Source organism: Alcanivorax sp. 24, assembly GCF_004360225.1.
GTDB lineage: Bacteria > Pseudomonadota > Gammaproteobacteria > Pseudomonadales > Alcanivoracaceae > Alloalcanivorax > Alloalcanivorax xiamenensis.
On sequence record NZ_SNUA01000003.1, the window covers coordinates 367,333 to 390,497 of the forward strand.

Consider the following 23,165-nt stretch of genomic DNA (forward strand, 5'->3'; position numbering starts at 1 on the left):
CCACCGCGTTGCTGCTGGAAAATACCCGGAGGGCCGGGCCCCACTTTCTTTAGGTGGAGAGTCCACCAGGAGAGAAGGGAACTCCGGCGCGGCGGCGTAAAGATCGTCAACAGGCTCTAAGTATCCAGCGATCCCACGGCCCGGCCCGTGGCCGGTGAAGCCGCCATGCCGCCGTGCTAGAATCCGCATCGCCGTGCAAGGCGGCCCCACACTTGTAGCGGAGTTATGGTCCTTCCCAGTTCGACCAAATCGGATCTTCTGCTGGTCTGCGTGACCTTGTTGGCGGCAGTCAGTTGGATGTTCTCCAAGGAGGCGGTGTTGCTGATGCCGCCTCTTCTGTTCATGTGCCTGCGTTTTCTGCTGGCCGGCCTGATTCTGGCTTTGGTGGGACAGCGGCAATTGCGCCGCATGAATCGGGATCAGTACTGGCGCAGCGTCCAGGTAGGCATGGTGTTCGGCACCGCCATGAGTTTCTGGATCATGGGACTGCACTACGGCAACCATGTCGGTGAAGGCGCTTTCATCACCAGTCTTGGCGTAGTGCTGGTCCCGGTAATGGCGCGCCTGGTGTTCAAGGAGCAGCCGCCGCTGAGTACCTGGCTGGCGCTGCCGGTGGCGGTGTGCGGGCTGGCGCTGCTATCTCTGGACGGTGGCTTCCAGGCCGAGTTGGGGCAGCTGTTCTTTCTTGCCTCGGCGACGATTTTCGCGTTGTTTTTCACCCTCAACACCCGCGCCGCCAATAACGCCACCATCACCGGCGCCGGTGGCCGGATCACCACCCGCGAACGGGTACCGGCACTGGCGCTGACCTCCGTGGTGTTGGGCACGGTGGGGCTGGTCACCGGCACCGCCTCGCTGTTGCTGGAGCCCTGGAGCCCCACTTTCCATTCCGGCGAACTGGGCCTGGTGATCGCCGCCTGGGTGGTTGCCAGTGCCACCCTGGGCACCGCCGCCCGTTTCTTTCTGCAGACCTATGCGCAGAGCCTGTCCATGCACAGCCATGGTGTGGTGATCATGATCCTGGAACCAATGTGGACCGCGCTGCTGGCGGCATTCTGGTTCGGCGAAACCATGAACGCCACCCAACTGAGCGGCTGCGCGATGATCTTTCTGGCGCTGCTGGTCAACCGCTGGGGCGCGATACGGCGGGTGCTCAAACGCTGGATCGATCAACGCCGGGCGGCACGCGCGTGATCCCGGATCGCGGCGGTCCACTGCTGCTCCTGGCGGTGATCAGCCTGCTGCTGTTCGCACCGTTGGGGCCGGTGGTCTGGTGGTGGGCGCGGAAGGACTTGGATGCCATGGCGGCCGGCCGCGTGGACCCAGTGGGGCGCCCCTTCACATTGTGGGCCCGTGGGGTGTCGATGGCCGCCACCCTGCTGTTGGCGATGATGTTGATCGGGATATTGACTGCTTTATTTTCAATGAGATAGCATCTTTTTTTAATCTCAAATCAAGATCAAGAAGGTCCATTTTTCAACGCCTCCGTTGAAGCCGCTACCCGCCGCCCCCATCTGCTGGCGCTACTGTTTTTAATTAAGCCGGTTTGACCGTCAATCCACCATCGCCGGAAACCTCACTTGGTCGCTCTGTCGTCACGCAGCCTTCGCTCCCACCGTCGGGCACCGACAGGGAGTCTGCTCGCCCATCTGCTATGGGTGCTAATGCTGCTTGCCGCACCGCATTCCGGTCAGGCGTCTGGTACCGCCAAAGACGGACCGCACACCCGGCCCCTCGACGGTGCCGCTCAACTGGCTCTGCCCTCCGGCTACCAGGTCCGTGGCGATACTTTCGCCGCTGATCACCACGACAACGGCGGTAACGCAGCGCTACTACCGTGGCTGCCGTCGGTGCCGCCGACATCGTCCCGCCCTGGCCCGCTTCCTCCGCACCACCCCCTGGCGGTGGCTGTCGAGCACCACCGACCACAGGCTCCCCGCGCCCCACCCGCGTTCTCCATGCTTTGACACCAAGAACACCGCCACAAGGTGGCGCCTTCGGGCGCGCGCCCGGCGGAGAGTGGTTTTAATGGAGAACGAACTTGAACCGATTTCGCTTACGGGCGACGGCCTATGCCCTCGTCATTCTGCTTGGTGTGCTCGCCGCACTGCCGAGTATCCTGCCACCGACGTCGTTGCAATGGGCGCCGGACTGGTATCGTCAACACCACCTGTCCCTGGGGTTGGACCTCCAGGGCGGCTCCCATGTGCTGCTGAAAGTCGAACAGGGACCACTGCTGGCCGAGAAAACCCGCAAGATCGCTCAGGAGCTGAGCCAGCGCCTGGACCGCAACGGTATTCAACATGGCCGCCCGGTCGTCGACGCTGATCATGTACGCCTGGCCATTCGCCCGGCTGCCGCCATGGAAGCCGCCGAGCGGCTGGCCGCGGACATCCGGGACAATCAGGGCCGCCGCCAACTCGCCGTGACTCACGATGGTCTGTTTCTGCTGTTACGGCCTTCTTCCAGTCTGTCGCAACAGGTGGTCAGCGATGCGGTGGAACGCAGCCTGGATGTAGTGCGCCGCCGCATTGATGAAACCGGCGTGGTGGAACCCCGGGGCACCCGCCAGGGCGACGATGCCATTCTGGTGCAACTGCCCGGCGTTACCGATCCGGAACGCATCACCGCCCTGCTCGGCCGCACCGCGCGCCTGACCTTCCACCTGGTCGCCGATGGCAGCGGCCCGGATCGTACCCTGGCGCTACCGGGAGCGGAGGACGGCCGGCGCTACCAGGTCGAGGCCACGCCTTTACTGGACGGCGGACAGCTGGCCGACGCCCGCCTGGGCTTCGACAGCCGTACTCATCAGCCGGTGGTGAATTTCACTCTGGACAGCGACGGTGCCCGCCTGTTCGGCGACATTACCACCCACAACGTGGGCCGGCCCTTCGCGGTGGTGCTGGACGGCGAGGTCATCACCGCGCCGGTGATCCGGACTCCGATCACCGCCGGTCGCGGTGAAATCAGCGGCAACTTCACCCCACAGCAGGCCGGTGACCTGGCCATGTTATTGCGCGCCGGCTCCCTGCCCGCTCCGTTGCAAGTGGTGGAGCAACGCACGGTGGGCGCGGAGCTCGGCGGCGACACCATCCGCATGGGCGTGATCAGCGGCGCCCTCGGCGCGGCCCTGGTGCTGGTGTTCATGATCTCGATCTATCGCCGTTGGGGCGTGATCGCCAACACCGCACTGGCCATCAACGTGCTACTGGTACTGGGCTTGCTGGCCAGTTTCGGCGCCACCCTGACGCTGCCGGGCATCGCTGGTCTGATCCTTGGCGTCGGCATGGCGGTGGACGCCAATATCCTGATCAATGAACGCATCCGCGAGGAAACCGAGAAAGGCAAGAATGCCATGGCGGCCCTGCGCGCCGGCTTTCAGCGCGCCTTCGCCACCATCGTCGACGCCAACATCACCACGCTGATCGCCGTCGGGCTGCTGTTCGGTTTCGGCAGCGGTCCGGTGCGCGGCTTCGCCGTGACCATGGCGGTGGGTCTGCTAGTATCCATGTTCACTTCGGTGTCGGTGACCCGGTTACTAATGGAATGGCGGCTGCGACGGCGGCAGCGGCAACCGCTGGCGCTGCCGGAGGTGCCCGGATTTCAGCGCCTGCGACAACACCAGCGGCCAATTCAGTTCATGCGCGTGAAGGCGTTGGGCATCGTGCTGTCGGTGCTGCTCTCGGCACTGTCTCTGGGCTCCCTGGCTTGGCCCGGATTGAATCAGGGTATCGATTTCCTCGGCGGTACCGCCATGGAAGTTCAGGTGCCGGCATCGTTGCCGGAGAATGCTCTGCGTCAGGCATTGCGGGACGCCGGCCTCGCCGACGCGGCGTTGCAGCCATTCGCCGATGACGGCCATTTCCTGGTGCGGATGCCCGCCAGCGACGATGGTAACGCCAGGGTGGAAGCGGCGAAGACAGCGATCACCCAATTGGACGCCGACAGTCGTTTTCCACGGGTGGATATGGTCGGCCCGGCGGTCAGCGGTGGCTTCATTGAAGCCAGCATCCTGGCGGTGCTACTGGCCGGGGCGGGCATGTTCGCCTACCTGCGGCTGCGCTTCGAACGGCATTTCGCCTGGGCGGCGCTGATCACCCTGCTGCTGGACGTGAGCAAGACACTGGGGTTCTTTGTGCTGACCGGGGTGGAATTCAACCTCACCGCCATCGCCGCCCTGCTGACGCTGATCGGTTACTCGGTGAACGACAAAGTGGTGGTGTTCGATCGCATCCGTGAAAACCAGAAGCTCAATCCGGATCAGCCGTTGGAGACGCTCATCAACGTCAGTCTGACCCAGGTGCTGACCCGCACTTTGTTCACCTCCGCCACCACCTTCCTGGCCCTGCTGCCGATGGGGTTGCTGGGTGGCGGCGCGGTGGCCAGCTTCGCCCTGCCGGTGCTGTTCGGCATTGTTGTCGGCACCACCTCTTCCATGTACATCGCCGCGCCCATGGCGATGTTCCTGGAGCGCTGGCGGCCGACGCAACGGGCAGACACGGAGGCGCTGGCGGAACGACCCTGAGCCCCTCGCGGTTCGTGGATCAGTGGTGTCCCGGAATTCAAAGGCACGCTCCATTCGCGGCCAAGGCCGCTTCCCACGGAAGGCACTACCAAGCCGCTGTGGGAAGCTGCTTTAGCAGCGAAGGCGGCGGTGGGCTTACCCACCGACCGCCACGTTGGCGTCCGGCTCTCAACCGTGACTCTTCAGCAACGCTTCCACCTTACTGATGTAGTTTTGCCGCGCGCTGTCCTGGTCCATGCCCTTGAGCCTGGCCCAGGCGTCGTACTTGGCGCGCCCCACCATATCCAGCATGCCCGGCCGCTTGCCGGTCACGTCACCGACACTGCCCTGCTTGAAATGGGCGTACAGATACAACAGGTCATCGTTGCCCGGCTTGCGTGACAGGGTCTGTACGTCCTTGCGGGCCTGTTCAAATTGCTCTTCATACGCCATTATTCGTACCTTCAGGTTGTGTTACCCATTTATCATTAGTCCGTTGCCCGGCGCGCTATCATGCCCCGGTTCGGCAAATAGTGTCCGCACCCACCAACGGAAGCAACCGGGCAAGCGACCACATAATAAGCAGCAACGTCAAAGAACGGGGGACTCCATGGCCACTGACAGCACTCAGACGCGATCTCTGGAAGCGGAACAGGAACGCGCCCTGAAACGCGCGCTGGGCACTCTCTGGGTACGGTTTCCCGGATCCCTGGAAGACGATTACATCGTCTACGCGGAACGCCGCGCCACCCAGTTGATCCGGCGATCGGTGTACATCCTGCTGACGATTTTCCTGATCGTGGTGGTGCCGGTCTCGTTGCTGGTGAAGGACCCTTCGCTGAGCCGTTGGCAGGCCCTCGGCGTTTATCCCATTGCCTGTTCCCTGGTGTTGCTGCTGGCGGCGATCCATATCCGAGCGGTACAACGCCTGGTGGCCACATTGATCGGACTGGCGCTGATGATCTCACTGTCCGGCACCCTGATCGGCGCGATCCATCTGCAGGACCACTTCCTCGGCCAGGTGGCGGCGTTTGAAACCGTTTATGTGCTGATCATTGGTTTCTCGATCCTGCGGTTGCCGCCCACCCGCACCCTGTTCTGGTCCCTCGGTGCCCTGATCATCGCCCTGGCCGTGGCCCTTTATCAGGATTGGCGCATTACACCAATCTCACTGCTGCTGTACTACGGTTTCCCGCTTCTGGTATGCGCCTTGAACGGCTACATGCTCGACGCCAGTGCCCGCGGCAACTTCGCCAACATGCTGCTGCGCAACGCCGAGTCACAACGGCTGCGACGCTGGCGCGACAATGCCGACCGGGAAGCGCGGCGGCAGCGTCTGCTGAATGAATTCACCGCCCATATCGCCGGCAATCCGCGGGTCACCGAACTGCTCGACAAGACCTTGGCGTTTCTGATCGAAAACACTCCGGCGGTGGCCGGCGCCGGCTACCGATTGGAGGACGACGGCCTGCACCTGGAAGCGGCGCGTGGGCTCGGCCAGACGGCGCGGGAGCAGTCCCACATCAAAAGCGACGGTTTCCTCGCCTCGGCCCTGGAGATTCAGGGCGCCTCGGTGCGCCATGAAGTCCCCGGTGGCTACATGGATCTGGAAACCGGCCACAGCCAGATCCGCCCCGGCGAGGTACTGTTCCTGCCGATCCGGCAGGGCGAACACACCCTTGGCATCCTGGAACTGGCTTCCCTGGAGCCGTTCGACGAACACGTGCGTTCCGCCTGTGACGCCATCGCCACGCCACTGGGTTACGCCATGATCGCGGCCCTGGGACGGGAGACCTTTATCCGCCGGGCCAGGGAGAAACAGCAACAGCAAAGTACGGTGACATAAGGGTGTCATTTTCGCATTGATAAGCATTATCAATACACCTATCCTCCCCGGCGAATCACAATTCCAATCCGGGGAGTCTCAATGTCGTCGCGCGCGAACACTTTCAATGGCTTTGCCGTCCTGTCTCCGTTACTGCTGACCATGGCCGTCACTGGCCATGCGGAAAACCGTCTCGACAGCGTGGTGGTCACCGGCTCCCGGGCGCCAACGCAAATCAGCCAGGTGCCCGGCAGTATCCACGTGGTTTACCAGGAACAAATCGAGGAACAGGTTCGCTCCGGCAAATCTTTGAAGGAAGCGCTGGGCACGCTGATCCCGAGCATGGATGTGGGGCCGCAGGGCCGTACCAACTATGGGCAGAACATGCGTGGCCGGTCGGTGCTGGTGATGATCGACGGCGTATCACTGAATTCTTCCCGGGGTTTGAGCCGCCAGTTCGACAGCATTGATCCCTTCAACATCGAGCGCATCGAGGTGCTCTCCGGCGCGTCCGCGATTTACGGCGGCGGCGCCACCGGCGGTATCGTCAATATCATTACCAAAAAGGGTCAGGGTGGGCCAACCGGCTATGAAACCGAGCTGGGCCTGACCTCCGGCTTCAACAACAGCGACGACCGCGATCTGCGCGCCGCCCAGTCCGTTTCCGGCGGCAGCGATACACTGCATGGCCGCCTCGGTGTGGCGGTGCAGAAGAACGGCAGCTTTTACGATGGCAACGGTGACGCCGTGCTGCCCGACATCAGCCAGACCGATCTGCAGGAAAACCGCAGCGTGGATCTGCTCGGCTCGCTGCAATGGAACCCGGACGAAAACCAGAACCTGCAGCTGCTGGGCCAGTTCTACGATTCCGGTTACGACGGCGACAAGGGTTTGTATCTGGGCGAGAACCTGTCGGCGGTCACCGGCGCCGATCCGGATGCGTTCGATGTACGTTCCGGCTTTAACTCAGACCGTGAACCCGCCACCCGCCGCTACCAGTTCAGCGCCAGTTACCGGCATGGCGACATACTCGGCCAGACCCTGTATCTGCAGGCGTTCACCCGCAACGAAACCATGGACTTCCACCCCTTCCCCTATCTGGACCGGGGCAGCGATCCCAACGCCCCTGACGGATACTACTCCGCGTCCCAGCAAAGCACTGGCCTGTCCGGTCTCAAAGCCATGCTGGTAAAAGACTGGAACCGATTCAGGGTGTCCTACGGAGTGGATTACGACCGGGAAACGTTCGACTCCGACCAGATGCTGTTCGACTTCCAGCGGGTCCTGGACAGCGGCGGCCTCGACCTGGACCGGGTCAACAAACTGGGCCGCTATCCCGATTATCAAGTGGATAGCCTGGCGGCCTTCGTTCAGGCGGATTGGAGGATCACGGACACGCTCCGTTTCAGCAGCGGGCTGCGCCATCAGCGCATGGATGTGGAGGTGGATGACTTCATCGCCGTGGCCCAGCAAGTAAAAATCGCCCGGGGCCAGCTCAGCGGCGCCGATGCCATCCCCGGTGGCGATAATGATTACCACGCCACTCTGTTCAACGCCGGTTTTATTCAGGAACTGAGCAACGGCCATCAGCTCTGGGTCAACTACAGCCAGGGTTTCGAGCTGGCCGATCCGGCCAAATATTACGGCCGTGGCAGCTACGATGAGAGCAGCGGTTACGGGGTGCTGGTACGTGGCATTGACGTGGACGGCCAACCCATGGATGCCATCAAGACCGAACAGGTGGAGCTGGGCTGGCGTGGCTACGGCGAGCGCTGGAACGCACAGAGCGCGGTCTACTACAGCTGGTCGGACAAGACGCTGCAAATCAACAGCGGCGACCTGTCCGTGGACGTGGAAGACGACAAGAAGCGCAACTACGGCATCGAAGCTCAGTTGGACTACTCGCTCACCGATCAGTGGAGCCTCGGTGGTAATGCCCATATTGTCCGTTCTGAAGAAAAGAACGACGGCGAATGGGACCCGCAACTGGCCACCACCGCCAGCCTCTCAAAAGCCACCGCCTACCTGGGCTGGCAGCAGCGCGGCACCCGCGCTCGCGTGCAGGGCACCTATGTCCACGATCTGGACGACGACTACGACAACGAAATCAACGGCTACACCCTGGTGGATCTGATGGCCAGCCAGCGCCTGCCGGTGGGTACCGTGTCCGTGGGCATCCAGAACCTGTTTGACCGCGACTACGGCACCATCTGGGGCCAGCGGGCACAACTGTTCTACGGCGGTTACTACGGCCCTGACGCCATGTTCGATCAGCGTGGCCGGGGGCGGACCTACACACTGTCCTACTCAATTAAATACTGAGAGCGGCATGCTTGACGCTTAAAAGGACCCAGCCTGATTGCTTTGCAGCGTTACAGGACATCGTTATCAGGAGCCGCCCCAGCCCCGGAGACATAAACTCGCGCTGCATTCGCGGCCAAGACCGCTTCCCACAGAGCATGCCACGAAGCCGCTGTGGGAAGCGGCCTTGGCCGCGAATCGGCGCCGCATAGGCGTGTGGCACGCAAGGGGGCTCTTCCACAACGGTGGCAGCCTCTCCTATACACTCTTCCTATGTAGGAGCGGCTCACGAGCCGCGATTTTCATCTTCCACGTCAGATGTATTACCGGCGGCGCTTGAGCGGCGCCGACAGCCTTTCCGGATGGCGCGGCTCGACGTCGTCCAGCAAGGCGTAGATCGCTTCCAGATCCTTCTCCACATCGCCGGTGGGCCAGAACGCGTCCAGAATCCGCGCTTCCTTGCGCCGATAGCAGAACGTCACCACGATGATCGGCAATTCCAGCCCCAGGGCGATTCGATAGAAGCCGGTCTTCCATTCCCGCGCCCCGGTGCGAGTGCCTTCCGGCGTGATGCCGAGCCAGAATGGGTCGCCAGCGGCCAATAATCTCTGCGTTTCTTCCACCAACCCGCCAGCGCGGCCCCGGTGCACCGGAATGCCCCCCAGCGCCTTGAGCAATACGCCGGTGGGACCCCGGAACAAGGTGTGCTTGGCCATGAAACGGATGTCCAGGCGCAGGCTCTGGATCGCGCTGATGCCCACCAGTCCATCGTAATTGGAAGTGTGCGGAGCGGCGATCATCACCGCCCGGGATATGTCCGGCAAACGCCCGACCACTTTCCAACCGATGGCACGGAGAACCCAGCGGCCCAGCAGCGCCATCATGACGCTGCCGCGACGTGGCACCCGCGCGCCCAGATCCGCCGGATGTAGAGGAGGCAATTCAAGCCCGCTCATGGAATCAGCCAAACACCACGATGGTCTGGCGGCTGAACGCCACCGGACGGCCTTCGCCATCCCAGATCACCGAGCGATTCTGACCGTAGCCATCGGCGAAGCTGTCGGTGTGCACGGTGTACAACCAATGATCGGTCCAGGGCAGCTCGGCCGGATCCTCCAGGAACTCCATGATCCAGGTCATGGAGCTGGACGGCACGCGCTTGGTCAGCATCGGAATCACCGACGGCGGCCAGACGTCCACCAGGCAGGCCAGGCTGGCGGCATCCTGGCGCTCCGGGCGTTCACGGAAGCTCATGTAGCCTTCGAAGTCCGGCTTATCGCTACCGGAATAAGGAAACTGACCGGCCACCGGGCGCATTTCGAACTCGCGCAGAAAGTCCGGCGAGACACCTTCCATGAACGGAATGGCGTGATACTTTTCCGCGGGGTTCCAGTCCGGCGCCGCCGGCCCCTGAACCCGGATGGAAGAGTCGCGGGCGTGCCCCAGGCTGGCCAGCATGGTGCTCACCACCTGCCCTTCCTGACGGGCGGTAACCTGCATCTGGGTCACGGATTTACCACTGCGCAGGATTTCCGCGTTCAACGCCAGCGGCCCCGGAACAGCGGGACCGACAAAAGTCAGAGCGAAAGAACGCAAAGGCGGAGGCTCCGGCAGTTCCCGCGCCAGATACGCCTGCATATGACGGATCAGGATGGCCCCCATCAAGCCACCAAAGGTGGCACGGCCCTGCCCCCAACCCTCGGGCAGAATCATTTCATTGGCTTCAGCCGCAACCATAATGGAATCAAATTTCATATTTCGCTCCCTCCGAGAGCGGCTATTGATAGCAGAGGGCGTGTTCCAGGGAAAGGGCCGAAACGATCACACTGCGGGATGCGTGGTCAATCAGGCTAATAGCGACACGGAAGGGACACCGGCGGCACCTCTAATAAGCTGTTCGCTGCCCAGGCAGCTTCCCACAGAGAGCACTACGGAGCCGCTAAGGGAAGCTGCCTGGGCAGCGAATCGGCGCTGTCGGCGGCATGTAACGCGCAAACGTGTTACCCCCGCCCCATGCCTTTCTTGGTCCGCGCCGTCGCCTCCGCGTGCAGCGGGTCCTCCGGCCAAGGGTGTTTGGGATAACGGCCGCGCAATTCCTTGCGGACCTCGGCGTACCCCTCCCGCCAGAAACGGTGGAGATCCCCGGTGATGGCCGCCGGGCGTCCGGCCGGGGTCAACAGCGAAGCGGTCAGCGGCAGTTGCCCATCGGCCAGGGACGGCAGCGCTTCCATACCGAAGCATTCCTGCAGTTTCACTTCCAGGCGCGGGCCGCCCTCGGGGAGATAATCGATCATCACGTCACGCCCCGACGCCACCGTGCAGCGTTCCGGCAACCACTGATCCAACCGCGCCTGCCGTTCGTGACCAAGCCACAGTGATAAGGCTTGCCCTAACAGCAGGTCACGCAGATCCCGCAAACTTCGGCGGCCAGCGAGAAACGGCAGCAACCAGTCCTCCAGCGTATCCAGCAGCGCCCCATCGTCCGCCGCCGGCCACTCTTGCGGGCGTAGCCGATGCATCCAGTTCACCCGTGCTTGCCACTGGCGCCAGCGGGGTTCCCATGGCAGCACCGACAGCCCCCGCTGACGGATACCGGCCAGCAAACCCTGCTCGATCAGCGCCGGCGATGGCGAGGGCAGCGGCCGCTGCTCAATCACCAACTGACCCAGGGCGCGTATCCGCTCGGCCACGACCCGCCCGCGCTGCTCGTCCCATCCCACCCGTTCGCTCCATGGAGCCTGCTCCAAGACCCTGACCAGCGCGTCCCCGTCCAATCCCCAAGCCAGCCGGATACGGCCCTCCTTGGGATCGCCGTCGGTGTCCAGCACCACCAGCCATTCATGTGCCGCCAGCGCCGAGCCCGGTGGCAGACGGGCGCCAGAGCCGTCAGCGAGAAGGTAACGAGAGCCGTCAGCCAGGGCACGACGGGCGCCATCAGCGACGGCATTACGACCCGTGCCTTGCTCTCGCCGGCGGGCCAGGCCGTCCGGAAAGGCCTCCGCCAGCACCCGCCCCAGCAGACGGGCATCGGCTTCCTCCCGATCCGCCCGCACTCCGCGCAAACGCCGCAATGCTTTACGCAGTAACGGCCAATCCCCTGGGCGGGCTCGATAACGTTGCCAGCGCCGTTGCAAATCCACTTCCCGGTCCAGCCCGGCCGGCGCGTCCTGAATCAGCAACGCCAGTACCGCCGCGCTTTCCGAGCAGCCGTATTGATCACCCCGCACCACCAGAGCCCCCTGCTCCGGGTCCATTGGCAGTTCCGCCAGCGCCCGCCCCAGTTCGCTGAGCGCGCCCTTCTCATCGAGCGCGCCCAACCGTTTCAGCCGCGCCCTCGCCGCCCGCCAGGGCCCCGCCGGCGGCGGCGTCAGCCAGAACAATTCACCGGGGTCGCGGCACCCCCAACGGGCCAGATCCAGCACCAGACCGTCCAGCGCCACCTGGCTGGTCTCCGCCTCAATATGCCGGGCCAGTACTTCCTCCCGGGACCACAACCGCAGGCACTGGCCCGGCCCAAGCCGCCCGGCGCGCCCGGCGCGCTGGTCAGCGTTAGCCAGGCTGATACGGCGGGTGGTCAGGCGGCTGCGATGACGCCGTGGATCGTATTGCGGGCTGCGCTGCAAACCGCTGTCCACCACCGTGGTGACACCGTCCAGCGTGACACTGGTCTCCGCCACATTGGTGGCGAGCACCACTCTCGGGCTCTGACTGGCGCGCAATACCCGCTGCTGCTCATCGCCATCGAGGCGCCCATGCAAAATCTCCACCGCACAGCCCAGGCCAACCAGCGCCTCGCTCAGACGCCGGATTTCCCCGACGCCGGGCAAGAACACCAGTACCGTGCCCTGGCCCGCCATCTCACGCACGCAATCGGCACAATGATCCAGCCAGTGACGATCCCGCGTCGGCGCCCGATAGTGCACCGTCACCGGGTACTGCCGCCCCTCACTGCGCACCACCGGCAGTGCCAGCCCCTGGCCCAGCGGTTCCGCATCCAGGGTCGCCGACATCACCAGCAAACGCAGGTCCTCACGCAATGCCTGACGCACTTCCTGCACCAGGGCCAGCCCCAGATCCGCCTGTAGGGAACGCTCGTGGAATTCGTCGAACAGCACCGCCGCGTAATGCTCCAGCGCCGGATCCTCATGCAGCATACGGGTGAGCACACCTTCGGTGACCACTTCAATCACCGTGTCCTTGCCCACGCGGCTGTCCAGCCGGGTGCGATAGCCCACCCGCTGGCCCACCGGCTGATCCAGCCGCGATGCCATGTAGGCCGCCACCGAGCGTGCCGCCACCCGCCGCGGCTCCAGCATCAGAATACGGCGCCCCTGACGCCAGCCGGCGTCCAGCAGAGCCAGCGGCACGCGGGTGGATTTACCGGCTCCCGGCGGCGCTTCCAGCACGGCGCCGCCATGCTGTTTCAGGGCATCGAGCAGGTCCGGCAGAACCTCGTCCACCGGCAGGGAATCGCAGGGGATAAAAGCATTCGTGGTCATGGCGCGTCATGATACAGACGCACCCGTCCGGCGGGCAGCCCTGTCAATGCACGGGCGCGCCGTCCACCAGAGCGCTGACTACATTCAGCAAGGGGTCGTCCGCCCGATCCGCGCGATGGGCGAATACCAGGCGCACTGGGGGGCCCGCTTCACAGAGCACGGTCACTCCGTCCTGCCGCCGTGCCTCATCGGTGCCGCCTTCATGCACCAGGCCCAACCCGGCACCGGCGGCGACCAGGCCCCGGGTCATGCTTTCCTTGTCGACCCGAATGATGCGCGGCGGTCGGATGCCGTGCCGCCGGAACAGCGCTTCCGCCGCCCGGCCGCAGCCGCTATCGGTGCCGGGACAAATCCACGGTAACGTCTCCAGACGCCGCCAGTCGAGCGGCCCCGGTGTCACCCAATCCGACGGCGCCACCAACTGAATGCTGAAGCGGGCCAGTTCCCAGGCGATCAGGCCTTCCTCCGCCGGCCCGGCGCGGTGATAAAAAGCCGCGTCCAGGGCTCCTCGCTGCAGCGCTTCGGCGAGGTCCCGGGAAGCACCGTATTCCAGCGCCACGTCCACATCGGGATGATGGCGCGCCAATTCGGTCAGCAAACGCCGTAACGGTGCCGGCTGAATATTATGGCCAGCACCCAGCCGCAACCGGCCCGCCGGCCCGCCGCGCAGGCGGGCGGCTTGTCGCAACAGGTCCTGGCGGGCCGCCAGCACCACTTCCGCCCTGGTCAGCAGGATTTCACCGTCGGCGGTGAGGTTCATGCCCCGGGGGGTACGTTGGAACAGGGTCAGTGACAGGGATTGTTCCAGGGCCTGAACGCGGGCGCTGATCGCCGGCTGGCTCAGGCACAGACGGCGGGAGGCGCGGGTGATGGAGCCTTCCCGGGCCACCGTCACGAATACGGTCAGTTGCTGCAGATCCATTCGCTCTTTATCCGGTCGCTCTTTATCCGACCGATTGGGCTTTCGGCCAGTTCCGCATCATGGCCCGAATCGGATAGCGTTGAGAAGCCCGCCGGGCCTTCAGCGCCGTCCGCTGACCAGGTGGACCCGCGCGCCCATCCATACTTCGCCGTTGCTCACATGGGCGCGGAACCGCTCCGTCAGCCGTTCCCGGGCGGTCTGGCGCTGAGCCTCATCCGCCTCCGCCAGCCGCTCCGAGATGGCGAAACTGGACAAGGCGAAATCCGCCGCCGGTTCCGGCGCCAGTCCGCCCCCCACCGGCAACCGCCCGCGCCATTCCTCCACGTGCAGGCCACTGAAACCGGCGGCCGCCAGCAACGCCAGCAACGGATCGGGATCGCCGTACCGAAACGGTCCCGGCGCTCGCCAGTCCGGCTCCGGCAGATTCATCACCGCGGCCACCTCACGGCGCGCTCCGTCCATCCACAGATTGTCATCCGCCGGTCCCCAGACCGCGAAAGTGAAACCGCCGCCGGGTGTCAGCCAGTCCGCCAATCGCGCGAACGCCGCCGCCGGCTCAGCGAAGAACATAATGCCAAAGCGGGACACCAGTTGATCAAACCGGGGGAAGGGAAGATCGACAACGGTGACATCGGACTGCTCGAAGAGCACCGGAGCGGCCGCGGCGGCCGCACGCTCACGGGCACTGGCCACCAGTTCCGGGGCGATATCGAAACCATAAACCTGGCTGCCGGCGGCCGCCCGTGCCGCGATGGCCAGGCTGGTGCCACCTCCTCCGGAACCGATATCGGCGATACGGCCGGGCCGGCTCAGATCCATGGCGTCCAGCAAGGGTCTGTCCACCGGTTTGAGCATGGCTTCGATGGCCCCCAACTGAGCCTGCCATTTACCGCCTCGCCCATTGGCCCAATCCCGGGATTGCAATGCATCGCTCATTCACTTCCCCTGCTTTTTCTGCCCGAAACCCGGGAGTGTGCCGACGCCGACCCACGCCATCCAATCGTTTTTACCGAGGGCCACCCCCGGCAAAACGAATACCCCCTTGTCCCGAGCCCGGCGGCGTTGGCTACGAAGCGGCTTCCCCCGCGGTGCCGCCCGCACCGCCGGAGTCGGCTGCGGATAATCCGGACGCCGGTGCGGCCGCTCGGCGAGATACCCTCCCGCGGTCTCCGCTAATGCCCTGTTGAATAACGGCGCCAGGCCGGCATGGAATTCACAGGTGACAAATTTGAACCGCTCCCGCAATCGCACCCGCTCCCAGGTAGCGGCCGGCGATGCCAGCCCCTGCTCTGGTCGCGGATCCGCCAGGTACCGGACTATCAGTGCGCCTTCGGTCAGCACCCGCCCATCGTCCAGTTCCAGGGCGGCAACATAGCCCTTCGGATTGATGGTGAGAAAGTCGCGGCCGTCGGCGGTTTTCTTGGTGCGGATATCCACCAGAATCCGTTCACTCGTGCAATACGATATGCGGCGACAAGGAGCAGGTACGCGGGGCGTCATACAGCTTCGTCGGGATCTCCATCTACAGGGCGCATGGCTTCGTAGAGGGGAATACTGGAGCATGCCCGCGCCATGCGGGCCCATCCGGACACGATCCGTGCACTGGTCGATGACAGCCACGGCCTGCGCTGTGGACGTCTCCGCCTGGGCCGCTTTCCTTCGGTCATCTCGACGCTATCGAGGTGGTTTCCCAGGAAGGCACTGATGAACTCGCCCGCCGCGCCACCGCGCCGGGCATCACGCTGGCGACGCAGCCGTTCATTCTCGCCACGGGCGGCTGCAAGGTGAACAGGCACAGCCTGTCTGCTCGGCACGGGGAGAAACGTTGCCGGCGGCACAGGCACTCCGGGAGCATCTGGCCGCCGCGATCCGAGCCGCGCCCCCGTCATCAGTAACGGCGCGGTGAAGAATTACCCTGGCATGCGCGTGGCGGCGTACTCGGCCAGGGCGGCGATGGTCTTGGACGGGTTCAATCCCAGCGCGCGGGGCACCATGGCGCCGTCCACCACATACAGGCCGGGATAGTGGAATACCGCGCCGGTGTGGTCCACCACGCCCTGCTTGGGATCATCGGCCATGCCGCAGCCGCCCAACGGGTGCGGGGTTACCAGGTTCTTGAACCACTTCCAGGTGGCCGGCGTCATGCCTCGGCCACCGGTGGCTTCGGTCAACGCCAGATGGCGGTCGGCCAGCGCCTGCACCGCTTTCTCCGCCTTGCGATAATCCCACTTCAGCCGCAGCCGGTCCTTTTTCCAGGGCGCGTACCAGCGCCGTCCCAGACGGAAGCGGCCGCCGGGATCGTCCACCGCCTGGCCGAACCACGGCATCATACGCAGAAACGGGTTACTGTCCTCGCCATATTCAAGCATGGCCGTGGCCAGGCGGGTGCGTGCCAGACGCGGGTGCCGGGCGGTGTGTTCCAGCAGATTACCCAGCAAGTCCGGCAGGCCGCCGTCCTCCACCAGGTAGCGAGCGCCGTTGTCGCTGCCATCCAGGTAATCGATGGCGCTGGTGATGGTGGGGCCGCGAGTCGGCGCGATCTCGCGATCGGCATAGAGCGCCGGCGTGAAGAAGTCGCCGTTACAACTCCAGTTGCGTCCCAGTACCCGGCTCAACTTCGGCAAGGTGCGGTACTGATCACGGCAACGCAACAGCAACTCGGTGGAACCGACACTGCCAGCGGCGACGATCACCCGGCCGGCGCGATAGCGGCGCCAGGCACCGGCCAGCAGATCACGCACGCCCACCTCGTAGCGGCCGTCTTCCAGCGGCCGTATCCAGCGCACGTGGTGCAACGGGCGAATATCGGCACCGTGCTGCTCCGCCCGTGCCAGATAGTTCAGGTCCAGAGTGTTCTTGGCGTTCACCGGACACCCCAGATCACAGTTGCCGCAATGCACGCAGGTGCCTTGCTCGCGGCCGTGGGCATTGGTCCAGGTTTTGCTGTGGCGATAGTCGTAAGCGTCATCGAGGCCGGCATGCCAGTCCGGATCGAACTGGATCGCCTGCGGCACCACTTTGAAGCGGCCACCGTGACCGAGCTTCTCCGCCGCCTCGTGCATCAGGCGGGTGCGCGGCGTCCACTGATTGTCCGGCAGCGACTGCACCCCCATCATTTGGCCGACGGTGTGGTAATGGCGGCTCAATTGCGGGAAACGAATGGCTTCCGGCCAGCCCTGTTCGAACATCTCCGGGCGAGCATCCAGGCTGACGTTGGCATAGATCAGCGAGCCGCCGCCCACGCCCGCGCCCATGGCGATGCTCATGTCACCGAAGTAGCGGAAGTCGAGCCAACCGTTCTGATGTTCGGGCTCGTCCTCATCCCATAGCCAGTTGTCCTGGCTGACACTGGGGTAGTCCCGTGACTGCCAGCGGCGCCCCCGCTCCAGCACCACTACCCGTTCCCCGCGTTCCGCCAGCCGGCAGGCCATCACCGACCCACCGAACCCACTGCCGATAATCAGTGTCGCCACTGTTTCCATGGCGCTTCCCCCCTGCTCCGTTCCCAACCCGGACCGCCGCAAAAGCCGCGCGACCGTGTCGCGCCCCCAGGCAATGACAAAGAGTCCGTTTTATTCCCTATGCTTTTCAAACACTTGCATGATGGATTGAAAGTAAATTCCTGTCCATCCGCGGTGCTATGTATTATCCTTCGCGCATCTCAGCCCCGCCAGCTTTTCATCATGGAACAGATCGATTTCGTCGACCAGCAGCAGAACCTCCCGACCACGCCGAAACGGGCACCGCGCATGCGCCGTACCGGTTCAGTGCGGGCCGGACACCGACGCCTCACCGCCGACATTCCCGCGGATCTGCACAAGCGCCTGAAGATGCAGGCCCTGCGCGAGGATCGTTCGGTTACCGATCTGATCGTTCACGCGGCGGAATATTATTTGCGGAAGGTCTAAACAGGGTCGCGTCCCATGGCACATGGGCCCCTGTAATTCGCTGGCACGCTTACACGCAAGCACGCTTGCACGCTAAATCCAAAACCCAGTAGCCAGTCCTGAAAACATGCTGGCCCACCCTTCACTTGTTAAGCAATCAGCCCTTTCCGCATGGCTACTGGGCTGGCAAGCATGGCGTGCTTGCGTGTCCTATGCCAGCGCCTTATCCCCGCCTTCACCAAACCGTCAACAATCCGTCACCGATCCGTCCTTGCTCATTCCTTAGCCTGCCGTGGAATCGGACAAGCGGAGGGACAATCATGGACGCGGATCTCTTTGTACTCGCCCTGGCGGTGCTGTTCGCCTTGAGCTACCGGCTACTGTTCCGTGCTCTGCCCCGGGAGCGCTGGCAATTCGTTGCCTGCCTGCCGTTGGCGAAAAACCGGGACGGCACCTGGCGCACGCTGAATCTCACCTATTATGGGCTGTTCACCGGTCTGGCCGGCGGCTTTGGCGTCGCCGCGTTCGTGTTGCTCACCGCCGCTTCCGGCGTCCCGCTGGGCATTTCACTGGGACTGACCGCCGGAATCCTGGCAATCTGTCTGCCGGCGGCCAAGCTGATCGCCACGGTGGTGGAAAAGAATCGCCACGGCTTTACCGTGGGGGGCGCCAGTTTCGTCGGTATCCTGCTGGCGCCGCTGCTGCTCTGGGGTGCCGATGAAGTGTCCCGGCAATGGTGGCAAGAGCCGTTGCCGGTGATGCCACTGCTGGCCGCCATGACCATCGCCTATGTGCTTGGCGAAGGTATCGGCCGGCTCGCCTGTATCAGCTTCGGCTGCTGTTACGGGAAATCCCTGGAGCACGCGCCGGCCTGGGCCCGGCGTTGTTTCGCCGGCCTGCACCATGTCTTTCACGGCTTCACCAAGAAGATCGCCTTCGCCGGGAACATGGAAGCGGTGCGGGTCATTCCGATCCAGGCCCTCACCTGCGTGTTCCACACCCTGCTGGCATTGGCGGGCATGGCCTTGTACTTCCACGGACTCTATGCCATCGCCTTCGCTCTGACACTGACCGGCGGACAATCGTGGCGGGTGTACTCGGAGTTTTTACGGGCGGATTTCCGTGGCGGCAAGCGCTTTACGGTTTACCAGACCATGGCCAGCCTGGCGGCGCTCTACGGCCTGCTGATCAGCGCGCTGCTACCGGGCGGCGACACTGTTGTGCCGGTATTGAGCGCCGGTCTGACCACCCTGTGGCAGCCGGGTATGATTCTCTGCCTGCAGTTAGTGACGGTGGGCATGTTCCTGTTTTCCGGCACCAGCACCATCACCACCGGGGAGCTGCGCTTCGGGCTGGCGCCGGACTGGCGCGGACAGGCCGGTTGCGATAGCGAGGCCGAGCCGCCCCTGGCTACACCAGCGCGGCGGCCTTGATCTGGGCATGGACCCGGCTCCCCGGAGCCAGTCGCAGCCGGTCCCGGGAATAGCTGGACAGACGCGCCAGCAACCACTGCTGTTCACATCGCAGCCGCACCAGACACTGCCCCTCGGGCAGTGTCCGTACATCGTCGACAATGGCCGGCAGGATATTCAGCACGCTGGAATCGCTGGCCGGCGACAACGTCAAACTCACGTCCCGCGCCGCCACCCGCAGACGCGGTGTGTCACCGCCGGGCCCGGAGGCCGGCACTCTCATCTCGCTGGCACCCAGCGCCAATACCAACAGATGATGCTCCGGTTCATAACGCAGATGCCGGGTGCGCAGCACCACCGCCGCGTCCCGGTGCTCCGCCAGCGGTGAGCCGGGGCCAGCCAGCACATCGTTGACCTCGCCCTGCGCCGCCAGGGCACCGTCGCGCAACCACCAGAGGTGCTCCCCCAATGTCAGAACCTCGTCCAAATGGTGGCTGACATACAGAACCGGAATGGTCTTCGCTACCTGGCCAATCACCGCCATCAGCGTCTGACGCCGGGCCTGATCCAGGGCCGCCAGAGGCTCATCCAGCAGCAGCAACCGTGGCGCGCTCAACAGTGCCCGTCCCAACGCCACACGGCTGGCCTCGCCACCGGAAAGCCCCTGTACCCGGCGCGACAGCAACGGCGCCAAGGACAGCAGTTCCAGGACTTCTTCCCAACGCTCAGCCGACACCGGTGCCCGCCGCGCGGCGTAGCGGAGATTGCCGATGACGTCCAGGTGTGGAAACAGCGCGGGTTTTTGCAACATCAGGCCCACCGGCCGGCGATGGGCCAGCAGCGTTCCGGCACGACCCTGCCAACGTTCACCGTCGAATTCAATCCGTCCCTGGCAAGGCTCAAGACCCGCCACCGCCCGCAACAGGCTGCTTTTGCCGGCCCCGGACTCTCCGAACAGGATGGTCACGCCACGCTCCGGCAACGTCCCCTGCACGGAAAGCTCAAAAGCGCCGCGACGAAGGGCGATATCCAGGCACAGACTCATAGCGGCCCCCGCGCCTTCTTCTGCCAGCGGAACACCGCCCACAGCAGCGCCAGCGACATCACCACCAGCACCAGCGCCAAACGCTGGGCACTGGCGTAATCCCCGGCCTCCACATGCTCATACAGCGCCACCGAGGCGACCCGGGTCTCGCCGGCAATGCTGCCGCCGATCATCAGCACCACCCCGAACTCTCCCAGGGTATGGGCGAAGCCGAGCACCGCGGCGGACAGGTAACCCGGGCGCGCCAATGGCAGCACCACGGAGAAGAAGCGGTCGAGAGGACTGGCGCCGGCGGCGGCGGCCATGTCCAGAACGTCGTTATCTATGGCGGCGAACGCATTCTTTAACGGCTGCAGCACGAACGGCAGTGAATAGACCACGGAACCGATCACCAGACCGGCGAAGGAGAACGCCAATCCCGGCCGATTCAGCAAGGGACCAAGCCAGCCGCCGGGACCATCCGGACCAAGAAACAGCAGCAGATAAAAGCCCAGCACCGTGGGTGGCAGCACCAGCGGCAACGCCAGCAGCGATTCCAGCAGGGCCTGACCGGGACGGAAACGCCGGGCCAGCCACCAGGCCAGCGGTGTGCACAGCAGCAACAGGATAACGGTGGTGATCAGAGCCAGTTTGACACTCACCCATAATGCCAGAGCGTCACCGGCCGCCAGCATCAAGGCGTCTCCAAGCGATACCCGGCCGCGTCGATCCGTTGCCGGGCGGCGTCACTGAACAGGAAATCATAGAAAGCGCGGGCCGCGGGCCGGTCATCCAGCAGCACCGCCTGTTGGCGAATAGCCGGATAGGACTCCATCGGCGGCAACCAGAGACTGCCGCCGGCGTCCTTTACCTGGGACAGGGCCACGAATCCGGCCCGGGCGGCGCCGCTGTGGATGAACTGAAAGGTCTGCCCCACGTTCTCGCCACGCACCAGAGTGACGGACTCCGGCAGCGCCATGGTGGCCAGCACCGCCTCGGCGGCAGCCCCGTAAGGCGCGGTACGGGCGTTGGCCAGCGCCAGCGGCGTCAGTTCGCCGCCCCGCAGTGCTTCCGGTCCCAGAGTCAGCCCCGGCTCCCGGCTCCACAGTGCCAGCACGCCCAGCGCATAGGTACGGCGGCTGCCGGCGACAATGCCCTGCTGCTGCTCCAATTGACGCGGGCGGGCCTCATCGGCGGCGAGGAACAAGTCCAGCGGCGCGCCCTGCCGTATCTGTGCATAAAGCTTGCCGGTGGAGCCCACGCTGACGGCCACCTCGGCCCCGGTGTGCCGGGATTGGTAATCCGCCACCAGCTGCCGCATGGGACCGGCGAAATTGGCGGCCACCGCCACCCGCACCGGCGCTTCCGGCCACGCCAGTAGCGGAAGCACCATCAGCAAAGCACAGCAGGCGAAGCGGACCATGCCGGTCTCCGTTAATGTGATCCGGACTCCCGGGGATTTTGTCCAAGATGGGCTTCGCCACGTTGGCGGGACAGTTCGATCTGACGCTGCCGCTCGGCGAAGCGGGCTTTCTGATCCGCCGTGGATTCGTGATAGCAACGCGGGCAAGACACCCCCGGCTCGTACATCGGGGACAGTTTGTCCTGATCCGAGATCGGCCGGCGGCAGGCATGGCACTGTTGATACTGGCCAGGCTTCAGGTCGTGATCGACGGTGACCCGCTCATCGAACACGAAGCATTCGCCCTGCCACAATGACTCGTCCCTGGGCACGTCTTCCAGGTATTTGAGGATCCCGCCCTTGAGGTGATAAACCTCCTCGAAGCCTTGCTGGCGCAGATAGGCGGTGGATTTTTCACAGCGGATGCCGCCGGTGCAGAACATCGCCACCCGCTTGTGGCGGGCCGGGTCCAGATTTTCACGCACATAATCCGGAAACTCACGGAACGCCTTGGTGTGAGGATTGATCGCGCCGGCGAAGGTGCCTACTTCGAACTCGTAGTCGTTGCGGGTATCGATCACCAGAGTTTCCGGATCGGCGATCACCCGGTTCCAGTCCTCCGCCTCCAGATAGGTGCCACGTTCGGCATCCGGATCCAGGTCCTCCACGCCCATGGTGACGATCTCTTTCTTGAGCTTCACCTTGGTGCGCAGGAACGGCGGCTCGTGGGTATAGGATTCCTTGTACTCCAACCCCTGAAAACGGCCGTCCGCCGCCAACCAGGCCAGCACCGCGTCAACGCCCTCACGGCTGCCGGCGATGGTGCCGTTAATGCCTTCCCGGGCCAACAGCAAGGTGCCGCGCACGCCGGCTTCGGTCATGCACGCCAGCAGCGGCTCACGCAGGTTCTGATAATCGTCGAGACGGGTAAAGCGGTACAACGCCGCCACCACGATGACATCGTTCATCGACTGAACTCCGGATCATGTTTGCTGCCGCCACGGCAATCCGGCGAGGCCGTCACCTCGCCGCCGCGGGCGTCCCATTCCTCGGGCGTGAACAAATGCAGGGCCAGTGCATGCACCGGACCAGCCAATTCCTCGGACAGTATCGCGTAGATCGCCTGATGACGGCGCACCGGCATCTTGCCGGCGAACGACTCGGACACCACCGTCAGTTTGAAGTGGGTTTCCGAGTCGGGCGGCACGTTGTGACGGTGGCTTTCGTTCTCCACCATGACATGGACCACCGGCATGGCGTCGCGGATTTTGCGCTCAATGGCTTGAGCCACGCTCATACTGCTCTCCGTGGAATCGGGTTTGGGGACGCTATTCTACGGTTTTAGTGATCATTTTGCAGTCTTTGCCGATAACCCGCTTGCACGCAACA

20 protein-coding genes are annotated in these 23,165 nt (G+C 64.2%); 7 read left to right on the forward strand and 13 right to left on the reverse strand.

Features of this window, described 5'->3' with window-relative positions:
• The first annotated feature begins 225 nt into the window (after nt 1-225).
• From E0L37_RS06545 to secD, 3 genes are all read left to right on the forward strand, one after another.
• On the forward strand, nt 226-1,194 hold the full coding sequence (locus tag E0L37_RS06545; protein WP_133490954.1) for a DMT family transporter: 969 nt from the start codon (nt 226-228) through the stop codon (nt 1,192-1,194).
• Nucleotides 1,191-1,433 (forward strand): hypothetical protein, encoded by a 243-nt coding sequence (locus E0L37_RS06550; protein WP_133490955.1) that lies wholly within the window; start codon nt 1,191-1,193, stop codon nt 1,431-1,433. The genes E0L37_RS06545 and E0L37_RS06550 overlap by 4 nt, the downstream gene beginning before the upstream one ends.
• Nucleotides 1,434-2,041: 608 nt before the next feature.
• Nucleotides 2,042-4,525 (forward strand): protein translocase subunit SecD, encoded by a 2,484-nt coding sequence (gene secD / locus E0L37_RS06555; RefSeq protein WP_133490956.1) that lies wholly within the window; start codon nt 2,042-2,044, stop codon nt 4,523-4,525.
• A gap of 168 nt (nt 4,526-4,693) precedes the next feature.
• Here the strand turns inward: secD and E0L37_RS06560 are convergent, their stop codons facing one another.
• Nucleotides 4,694-4,957, reverse strand: a complete 264-nt coding sequence (locus tag E0L37_RS06560) for an acyl-CoA-binding protein (protein WP_133490957.1) — start codon at nt 4,955-4,957, stop codon at nt 4,694-4,696.
• 157 nt (nt 4,958-5,114) lie between these two features.
• Here E0L37_RS06560 and E0L37_RS06565 point away from each other — a divergent pair, with 157 nt between their 5' ends.
• Both E0L37_RS06565 and E0L37_RS06570 read left to right on the forward strand, forming a co-directional pair.
• Nucleotides 5,115-6,350, forward strand: a complete 1,236-nt coding sequence (locus E0L37_RS06565) for a GAF domain-containing protein (protein ID WP_133490958.1) — start codon at nt 5,115-5,117, stop codon at nt 6,348-6,350.
• 81 nt (nt 6,351-6,431) lie between these two features.
• Nucleotides 6,432-8,651 (forward strand): TonB-dependent receptor, encoded by a 2,220-nt coding sequence (locus E0L37_RS06570; protein ID WP_133490959.1) that lies wholly within the window; start codon nt 6,432-6,434, stop codon nt 8,649-8,651.
• Nucleotides 8,652-8,953: 302 nt separating this feature from the next.
• Here the strand turns inward: E0L37_RS06570 and E0L37_RS06575 are convergent, their stop codons facing one another.
• The 7 genes from E0L37_RS06575 to E0L37_RS06605 all read right to left on the reverse strand — a co-directional run bounded on the left by E0L37_RS06575 (nt 8,954) and on the right by E0L37_RS06605 (nt 17,533).
• Nucleotides 8,954-9,586, reverse strand: coding sequence for a 1-acyl-sn-glycerol-3-phosphate acyltransferase (locus E0L37_RS06575; RefSeq protein WP_133490960.1), 633 nt, complete (start codon nt 9,584-9,586; stop codon nt 8,954-8,956).
• A 4-nt stretch (nt 9,587-9,590) separates the two neighbouring features.
• Nucleotides 9,591-10,385: a thioesterase family protein gene (locus E0L37_RS06580; RefSeq protein ID WP_133490961.1), complete on the reverse strand. Its 795-nt coding sequence runs from the start codon at nt 10,383-10,385 to the stop codon at nt 9,591-9,593.
• A gap of 245 nt (nt 10,386-10,630) precedes the next feature.
• Nucleotides 10,631-13,129, reverse strand: a complete 2,499-nt coding sequence (gene hrpB / locus E0L37_RS06585; RefSeq protein WP_133490962.1) for an ATP-dependent helicase HrpB — start codon at nt 13,127-13,129, stop codon at nt 10,631-10,633.
• Between the two features lie 43 nt (nt 13,130-13,172).
• The gene (locus E0L37_RS06590) at nt 13,173-14,051 is read right to left on the reverse strand and encodes a LysR family transcriptional regulator (RefSeq protein ID WP_133490963.1); all 879 of its coding nucleotides are present in this window, start codon (nt 14,049-14,051) and stop codon (nt 13,173-13,175) included.
• A gap of 99 nt (nt 14,052-14,150) precedes the next feature.
• Complete coding sequence (locus E0L37_RS06595) at nt 14,151-14,987, reverse strand: class I SAM-dependent methyltransferase (protein ID WP_133490964.1); 837 nt, start codon at nt 14,985-14,987, stop codon at nt 14,151-14,153.
• Nucleotides 14,988-15,488, reverse strand: coding sequence for a hypothetical protein (locus E0L37_RS06600; RefSeq protein WP_201303773.1), 501 nt, complete (start codon nt 15,486-15,488; stop codon nt 14,988-14,990).
• A gap of 473 nt (nt 15,489-15,961) precedes the next feature.
• Nucleotides 15,962-17,533, reverse strand: a complete 1,572-nt coding sequence (locus E0L37_RS06605; RefSeq protein WP_133490965.1) for a GMC oxidoreductase — start codon at nt 17,531-17,533, stop codon at nt 15,962-15,964.
• Nucleotides 17,534-17,734: 201 nt separating this feature from the next.
• On the opposite strand from E0L37_RS06605, the gene E0L37_RS06610 reads away from it, so the two are divergent.
• Complete coding sequence (locus tag E0L37_RS06610) at nt 17,735-17,959, forward strand: hypothetical protein (protein ID WP_133490966.1); 225 nt, start codon at nt 17,735-17,737, stop codon at nt 17,957-17,959.
• 299 nt (nt 17,960-18,258) lie between these two features.
• Nucleotides 18,259-19,371, forward strand: a complete 1,113-nt coding sequence (locus E0L37_RS06615) for a hypothetical protein (protein WP_133490967.1) — start codon at nt 18,259-18,261, stop codon at nt 19,369-19,371.
• On the opposite strand, the gene modC is transcribed toward E0L37_RS06615, so the two are convergent.
• From modC to E0L37_RS06640, 5 genes are read right to left on the reverse strand one after another with little or no spacing between them, the layout of a single operon-like run.
• On the reverse strand, nt 19,349-20,395 hold the full coding sequence (modC, locus tag E0L37_RS06620; protein WP_133490968.1) for a molybdenum ABC transporter ATP-binding protein: 1,047 nt from the start codon (nt 20,393-20,395) through the stop codon (nt 19,349-19,351). The two genes, E0L37_RS06615 and modC, sit on opposite strands and share 23 nt — an antisense overlap.
• Nucleotides 20,392-21,069 carry a molybdate ABC transporter permease subunit gene (gene modB, locus E0L37_RS06625; RefSeq protein WP_133490969.1) on the reverse strand — a complete coding sequence of 226 codons (678 nt, stop codon included), beginning with the start codon at nt 21,067-21,069 and terminating at the stop codon, nt 20,392-20,394. Before modB ends, modC begins: the two co-directional genes overlap by 4 nt.
• Nucleotides 21,069-21,797 (reverse strand): molybdate ABC transporter substrate-binding protein, encoded by a 729-nt coding sequence (gene modA, locus E0L37_RS06630; protein ID WP_133490970.1) that lies wholly within the window; start codon nt 21,795-21,797, stop codon nt 21,069-21,071. Before modA ends, modB begins: the two co-directional genes overlap by 1 nt.
• Nucleotides 21,798-21,808: 11 nt before the next feature.
• Nucleotides 21,809-22,744: a rhodanese-related sulfurtransferase gene (locus E0L37_RS06635; RefSeq protein ID WP_133490971.1), complete on the reverse strand. Its 936-nt coding sequence runs from the start codon at nt 22,742-22,744 to the stop codon at nt 21,809-21,811.
• Nucleotides 22,741-23,073, reverse strand: a complete 333-nt coding sequence (locus E0L37_RS06640) for a BolA family transcriptional regulator (RefSeq protein WP_133490972.1) — start codon at nt 23,071-23,073, stop codon at nt 22,741-22,743. The genes E0L37_RS06635 and E0L37_RS06640 overlap by 4 nt, the downstream gene beginning before the upstream one ends.
• Nucleotides 23,074-23,165: the final 92 nt, after the last annotated feature.

Excerpts from the sequence above, each read along its gene's own strand:
- E0L37_RS06545 (WP_133490954.1), top strand. The coding sequence starts at position 226 with ATGGTCCTTCCCAGTTCGACCAAATCGGATCTTCTGCTGGTCTGCGTG.
- E0L37_RS06560 (WP_133490957.1), bottom strand. The coding sequence starts at position 4,957 with ATGGCGTATGAAGAGCAATTTGAACAGGCCCGCAAGGACGTACAGACC.
- E0L37_RS06565 (WP_133490958.1), top strand. The coding sequence starts at position 5,115 with ATGGCCACTGACAGCACTCAGACGCGATCTCTGGAAGCGGAACAGGAA.
- E0L37_RS06570 (WP_133490959.1), top strand. The coding sequence starts at position 6,432 with ATGTCGTCGCGCGCGAACACTTTCAATGGCTTTGCCGTCCTGTCTCCG.
- E0L37_RS06575 (WP_133490960.1), bottom strand. The coding sequence starts at position 9,586 with ATGAGCGGGCTTGAATTGCCTCCTCTACATCCGGCGGATCTGGGCGCG.
- E0L37_RS06580 (WP_133490961.1), bottom strand. The coding sequence starts at position 10,385 with ATGAAATTTGATTCCATTATGGTTGCGGCTGAAGCCAATGAAATGATT.
- hrpB (WP_133490962.1), bottom strand. The coding sequence starts at position 13,129 with ATGACCACGAATGCTTTTATCCCCTGCGATTCCCTGCCGGTGGACGAG.
- E0L37_RS06590 (WP_133490963.1), bottom strand. The coding sequence starts at position 14,051 with ATGGATCTGCAGCAACTGACCGTATTCGTGACGGTGGCCCGGGAAGGC.
- E0L37_RS06595 (WP_133490964.1), bottom strand. The coding sequence starts at position 14,987 with ATGAGCGATGCATTGCAATCCCGGGATTGGGCCAATGGGCGAGGCGGT.
- E0L37_RS06605 (WP_133490965.1), bottom strand. The coding sequence starts at position 17,533 with ATGGAAACAGTGGCGACACTGATTATCGGCAGTGGGTTCGGTGGGTCG.
- E0L37_RS06610 (WP_133490966.1), top strand. The coding sequence starts at position 17,735 with ATGGAACAGATCGATTTCGTCGACCAGCAGCAGAACCTCCCGACCACG.
- E0L37_RS06615 (WP_133490967.1), top strand. The coding sequence starts at position 18,259 with ATGGACGCGGATCTCTTTGTACTCGCCCTGGCGGTGCTGTTCGCCTTG.
- modC (WP_133490968.1), bottom strand. The coding sequence starts at position 20,395 with ATGAGTCTGTGCCTGGATATCGCCCTTCGTCGCGGCGCTTTTGAGCTT.
- modB (WP_133490969.1), bottom strand. The coding sequence starts at position 21,069 with ATGCTGGCGGCCGGTGACGCTCTGGCATTATGGGTGAGTGTCAAACTG.
- modA (WP_133490970.1), bottom strand. The coding sequence starts at position 21,797 with ATGGTCCGCTTCGCCTGCTGTGCTTTGCTGATGGTGCTTCCGCTACTG.
- E0L37_RS06635 (WP_133490971.1), bottom strand. The coding sequence starts at position 22,744 with ATGAACGATGTCATCGTGGTGGCGGCGTTGTACCGCTTTACCCGTCTC.
- E0L37_RS06640 (WP_133490972.1), bottom strand. The coding sequence starts at position 23,073 with ATGAGCGTGGCTCAAGCCATTGAGCGCAAAATCCGCGACGCCATGCCG.